This window comes from Phenylobacterium sp. (assembly GCF_035276905.1).
Lineage (GTDB): Bacteria > Pseudomonadota > Alphaproteobacteria > Caulobacterales > Caulobacteraceae > Phenylobacterium.
The window spans coordinates 1-5,466 of the sequence record NZ_DATELG010000068.1 but is presented as its reverse complement, the minus strand read 5'-3'; the positions used below and the strand labels follow the sequence as shown (position 1 = coordinate 5,466).

Sequence of the window (5,466 nt, the reverse complement as noted above, 5' to 3'; positions counted from 1 at the left end):
TGACCGTGAAGGTCGAGATGCCCTTGTGGCCGTTGACCGCCACCATGTCGGTGGGCTCGCCGACCACGACCAGGGCCGGCGTCGGCGCCTCGCCCGCCATCTCGTCGATCATCGACGGCGCGCCCAGGCAGCCGATCTCCTCGTCGTAGGAGAAGGCCAGGTGCACCGGCCGCTTGAGTTCGCCCGCCGCCAGCTCCGGCACGGCGGCCAGCGCCAGCGCCAGGAAGCCCTTCATGTCGCAGGTCCCGCGGCCATAGAAGCGCCCGTCGCGCTCGGTCAGCTTGAACGGGTCCGAGCGCCACTTCTGGCCGTCCACCGGCACCACGTCGGTGTGCCCCGACAGCACGACCCCGCCGTCGACCGCCGGTCCGATCCGCGCCATCAGGTTGGCCTTGGTCGCATCGTGGTTGGGCACCCGCCGATGCGTCACGCCGTAACGGTCGAGATAGGCCTCGACCCATTCGATCAGCGCCAGGTTGGAGCCGCGCGAGGTGGTGTCGAAAGCGATCAGCCGTTCGAGGATCTCGAGGGCGGCGGGCGTCAGATCCGTGGCCATGGCTAAGGGATAGACGATCCTCCCTCTCAGGGGGAGCTGTCCCGAAGGGACTCTCCGCTCAGATGCTGATGAAATCGGCGGCGCCGGACGCCCCCTCAGTCGCTTCGCGACAGCTCCCCCGCAAGCGGTGGAGCAGCTCGGCGCTCAGATCCTCCACCGCGAAGCGGGGGAGGTGGCTCGCGAAGCGAGACGGAGGGGGCGTTTCGGCCTCACCCCTGCTGCACGCGCCCTTCCGCCGGCAGCACGCCCAGCAGCTCGATCCGGAAGATCAGCGCCGCGCCGGGCGGGATCTGGCCGCCGGCGCCTTCGTCGCCGTAGCCGAGGGCGGGCGGGACATAGAGGATCCACTCGTCGCCCGGCCGCATCAGCTGCAGCGCCTCCTGCCAGCCCTTGATCAGGCCGCGCAGCGGCATGGCTGCGGGCGTTCCGCGCTCGTAGGAGGAATCGAAGACCGTGCCGTCGACCAGCTTGCCCTCGTAGTTGACCTTCACCTCGTCGCCGAGCTGCGGCCGCAGGCCGTCCTTCGGACCGGACTTGACCACCTTGAACTGCAGGCCGGACGGCAGCGTCGTGACCCCCGGCTGCTTGGCGTTCTGGGCCAGGAAGGTCTGGGCCTTTGCGCTCTGGTCCGGCAGGTTCTTGTGGCAGGCTGCAAGGCTCAGCGCCGCGGCGGCGCAGATGATCAGTCGTCTGAACATGTTTCCTACACCGCGCGCGGCGGATAGCCCTGCTGGCGCAGGGCGTCCATGATTTCCTGGGTGTGTTGGGCGTCGCGGGTCTCGATCATGATGTCGAACTCCGCGCCCTTGGCCGGGACGTCGAGCGCCAGGCGGTTGTGGGCCACCTCGACGATGTTGCCGCCATGGGCGCCGATGATGGCCGAGACGGTGGCCAGCAGGCCCGGCCGGTCGTCGCCGACGATCCGCAGGCTGACCAGGCGCTGCTCGCGGACCAGCTCGCGGGTCAGCACCGAGGCCAGCAGCCGGGTGTCGATGTTGCCGCCGGTGATGATCAGGCCGCACTTCTTGCCGCGAAACCGCTCCGGATAGGCCAGCAGCGCCGCCAGCGAGCCCGCGCCCGCGCCCTCGGCCACGGTCTTCTCGACGTTGCAGTAGAGGGCGATGGCGCGCTCGAAGAACGGCTCCTCGACCAGCAGCACGTCGTCGATCAGCGGCCGGGCGATGGCGTAGGTCAACTCGCCGACCTGCTTCACCGCGATGCCCTCGGCGATCGTCGCCCCGCCGGTGGTGACGCCGGCGCCAACCCCGCGCATCTTGGCGGTGAACGAGGGGTACATGGCGGGCTCCAGGCCCACGATGCGGATGTCGGGCTTTACGTGCTTGGCCGCGGTCGCCATCCCGGCGATCAGCCCGCCGCCGCCGATCGGCACCGGCAGCACCTCGAGGTCGGGCACGTCCTCCAGCATCTCCAACGCCACCGTGCCCTGGCCGGCCATTACGTCGACGTCGTTGAACGGGTGGACGAAGACCAGGTCGCGCTCGTCGCACAGCTTGCGGGCGAAGGCCGAGGCCTCGTCGTAGCCGTCGCCGTCCAGCACCACCTCGGCGCCGTGGTTGCGGGTCTGCTGCACCTTCACGAAGGGGGTGCTGCGCGGCATGACGATGGTCACCGGAATGCCGAGCCGGGCGGCGTGGTAGGCCAGCCCCTGGCTGTGATTGCCGGCGGACGCGGCGATCACCCCGCGCTTCTGCTCGGCCTCGGTCAGCTGCAGCAGCTTGTTGAGCGCGCCGCGCTCCTTGTAGGCGGCGGTGAACTGCAGGTTCTCGAACTTCACCCAGACGTCCGCGCCGGTGATCTCCGACAGCGTCTTCGACGGGCGGCAGGGGGTGCGCTCGATATGACCCTTCAACCGCGCTTGGGCGGCGAGGATGTCGTCGAAGGTCAATGTCATGATGGGGATAAGCCGGGCGATGCGAAGGGGCGCAAACTAGGAGGTCGGACGGGTTATCGCAATGGAGGGCGCTGGATCGAACTCCGCCGCCAGGTGTCCCGGCGCAACCTCCTTCAGCTGCGGCGGCAGGCCGGTCTCGAGCCGCGAGGGGGCGAAGCGGAAGGCGGCCTTGGGGTCGAACGGGCTCGGCGGGTCGCCCTCGATGCGGATGCGCGGGCGGCTGCGCTCAATCGCCGGGTCCGGGATCGGCGCGGCCGAGAGCAGGGCTTTCGTATAGGGATGCTGCGGCGCGCTGTAGAGCCGCTCGGCCTCGGCGGTCTCCACCACCCGGCCCAGGTAGAGCACCAGCACCCGGTGGCTGATCTCGCGCACCACCGCCAGGTCGTGGCTGATGAACATCATCGCCAGCCCCATCTGCTTCTGCAGGGCGATCAGCAGGTCGATGATCTGCGCGCGGATGGTGACGTCGAGCGCCGAGACCGCCTCGTCGCAGATGGCGAGCTTCGGCCCCAGGATCATGGCCCGGGCGATGCCGACCCGCTGGTTCTGCCCGCCGGAGAGCTCGTGCGGGTAGCGGTTGATCAGCGCCGGGTCGAGCTCGACGCGCTGCATCATCTCCGTGACCGCGCGCTCGCGCTCGACGGCGCCGAGCCCCGGCTGGTGGACCCGCAGGGGCTCGGCGATCGACTGGCCGACGGTCATGCGCGGGTCGAGGCTGGCCAGCGGGTCTTGGAAGACGATCTGCAGGTCGCGGCGGGCGGCGCGCATCTGCGCCCGGTCGGCCTCGGTGACGTCGCGCCCCATCACCAGCACAGCGCCTCCGGTCGGCGCAACGAGGCCCAGCACGGCGCGCGCCAGGGTGGACTTGCCCGAGCCGCTCTCGCCGACCACGCCCAGCGTCTCGCCCTGGCGTACGGAAAGGCTCACCCCGTCGACGGCGCGCAGCATCCGGGCCCTGCCGAACCAGCCGTCGCGGACGGGGAACCAGACCTTCAGGTCGCGCCCTTCGATCACCACCGGCGTCTCGGGCTCCGGCGGCGCGCGCGTCGGCCGGCCGCCGCGATCGGCGCGGTCGAGGCGCGGAATCGCCTCCAGCAGGGCGCGGGCGTAGGCGGTCCCGGGCCGGCGAAAGATCTGCTCGACCGGGCCCTCCTCGACATAGGCGCCGTCCTTCATCACGCACACCCGGTCGGCGAGGCGGGCGATCACGCCCATGTCGTGGGTGATCAGCGCCAGCGCCGCGCCGGTCTCGCGCGTCAGCTCGGCCATCAGGTCGAGGATCTCGGCCTGGACGGTGACGTCGAGCGCGGTGGTGGGCTCGTCGGCGATCAGCAGCTCCGGCCCGACCGCCAAGGCCGCGGCGATCATCACCCGCTGGCGCATGCCGCCGGAGAGCTCGTGCGGATACTGCCGTAGCCTGCGACCGGCGTCGGGGATGCGCACTCTGTCGAGCCATTGTCTTGCGCGCGCCATGGCCTCGCGCGCCGAGAGGCCGAGGTGCAGGCGCAAGGGCTCGGCGATCTGCTCGCCGATCCGCACGTGGGGCGTCAGCGCCGTCAGCGGGTCCTGGAAGATCATGGTGATCTTCGAGCCGCGCACCCGGTTAAGGCGCCGCGGCTTCAGGCCCAGCAGCTCCTCGCCGTGGAACTTCGCCGAGCCGCCGGCGCGGCCGTTGGGCGCGAGCAGGCCCATCGCGGCCATGAAGGTTTGGCTCTTGCCCGAGCCGCTCTCGCCGACCACGCCCACGGTTTCGCCGCGGCCGATCCGCAGGCTGACGCCGCGCACCGCGCGCACGTCGCCGTCGGCGGTCTTGAAATCCACCGTCAGGTGGTCGAGGGCCAGAACTGGCGCGGCGGGGGTCAAGCTCGGCTCTTGCGGCGGCGGGACGGAGCGTCAGCCTAGAGCGGTGACAGGCGTTTTTGAAATCGCGCTTCGTCACGCGATCACTATATTCGCCGCCGTGCCCGACAGTGCTTCATCCCCGGCCCTGCGCCCCGCCCTGTTCCTCGACCGCGATGGCGTGCTGAACGAGGACCAGGGCTATGTGCACCGCTGGGAAGATTTCCGCTGGATCCCCGGCGCGCGCGAGGCGGTGGCCGCCTTCAACCGCGCGGGCTGGCTGGTGGTGGTGGTGACCAACCAGTCGGGCGTCGGCCGCGGCTACTACACCGAGGCCGACATGCACGCCCTGCATGCGCGGATGGCGGAGGACCTGGCGGCGGCGGGCGCGCGGATCGACGCCTTCTACTTCTGCCCGCACCATCCGGAAGCGCCGGAGGCCGCCTACCGCCACCCCGATCCGCCCGACCGCAAGCCCAACCCCGGCATGATCCTGCGCGCCCTGGCCGACTGGCCGATCGACCGGGCCCGCTCGGTCCTGGTCGGCGACAAGGACTCCGACCTCGAGGCCGCCCAGCGCGCCGGCGTGCGGGCGCTGCACTTCCGGGGCGGGGACCTGGCGCAGTTCCTGGCGGCGAAGTCCCTCCCTTAACGGGGCCGGACAGCGCGCGGCTCACGCGGCCCGGGGCATCGGTCCAACGTAGTGCGACTGCGGGCGGATCAGCCGGCCGCCGGCCAGCTGTTCGCGGGCGTGAGCCATCCAGCCGGCGGCGCGGCCCATGGCGAAGACGCAGGTGAAGGCGGCCGGCGGCAAGCCCAGCGCCTCCAAGAGCAGCGCGGTGTAGAACTCGACGTTGGTCTCCAGCGCCCGGTCGGGCTTGCGGTCCTTCAGGATCGCCAGCGCCGCCGCCTCGACCGCTTCCGCCAGCGCCAGCCGGCCGGGGCGGGCGCTGGAGGCCAGGTCCAGGCGGCGCAGCGCGGCCTTCAGCGCGTCGGCGCGCGGATCGCGCACCCGGTAGACCCGGTGGCCAAAGCCCATCAGCCGGTCGCCGCGGTCGAGCGCCGCCTCGATCCAGGTCCGCGCGTTCGCCGGCGCGCCGATGGCGTCGAGCATCTCGATCACCGGCCCCGGCGCGCCGCCATGCAGCGGACCTTTGAG

Annotated in this window: 6 protein-coding genes; 1 reads left to right on the top strand and 5 read right to left on the bottom strand. The window is 71.3% G+C overall.

The window, feature by feature from the left end; genetic code table 11:
* The 4 genes from VJS38_RS02690 to VJS38_RS02675 all read right to left on the bottom strand — a co-directional run.
* Positions 1-556 (bottom strand): M20/M25/M40 family metallo-hydrolase (locus VJS38_RS02690; protein ID WP_324086610.1); only part of this gene is annotated, 556 nt, incomplete at its 3' end.
* 209 nt (positions 557-765) lie between these two features.
* On the bottom strand, positions 766-1,254 hold the full coding sequence (locus VJS38_RS02685) for an FKBP-type peptidyl-prolyl cis-trans isomerase (protein ID WP_324086609.1): 489 nt from the start codon (positions 1,252-1,254) through the stop codon (positions 766-768).
* A gap of 5 nt (positions 1,255-1,259) precedes the next feature.
* Positions 1,260-2,468: a threonine ammonia-lyase gene (locus tag VJS38_RS02680; RefSeq protein ID WP_324086608.1), complete on the bottom strand. Its 1,209-nt coding sequence runs from the start codon at positions 2,466-2,468 to the stop codon at positions 1,260-1,262.
* A gap of 36 nt (positions 2,469-2,504) precedes the next feature.
* On the bottom strand, positions 2,505-4,331 hold the full coding sequence (locus tag VJS38_RS02675) for a dipeptide ABC transporter ATP-binding protein (protein ID WP_324086607.1): 1,827 nt from the start codon (positions 4,329-4,331) through the stop codon (positions 2,505-2,507).
* A 97-nt stretch (positions 4,332-4,428) separates the two neighbouring features.
* Here VJS38_RS02675 and VJS38_RS02670 point away from each other — a divergent pair, with 97 nt between their 5' ends.
* On the top strand, positions 4,429-4,959 hold the full coding sequence (locus VJS38_RS02670; protein WP_324086606.1) for an HAD family hydrolase: 531 nt from the start codon (positions 4,429-4,431) through the stop codon (positions 4,957-4,959).
* A 21-nt stretch (positions 4,960-4,980) separates the two neighbouring features.
* Here VJS38_RS02670 and VJS38_RS02665 read toward each other — a convergent pair.
* On the bottom strand, positions 4,981-5,466 hold a 486-nt coding region (locus VJS38_RS02665; protein ID WP_324086605.1), incomplete at its 5' end, for a citrate/2-methylcitrate synthase.

Excerpts from the sequence above, each read along its gene's own strand:
- VJS38_RS02685 (WP_324086609.1), bottom strand. The coding sequence starts at position 1,254 with ATGTTCAGACGACTGATCATCTGCGCCGCCGCGGCGCTGAGCCTTGCA.
- VJS38_RS02680 (WP_324086608.1), bottom strand. The coding sequence starts at position 2,468 with ATGACATTGACCTTCGACGACATCCTCGCCGCCCAAGCGCGGTTGAAG.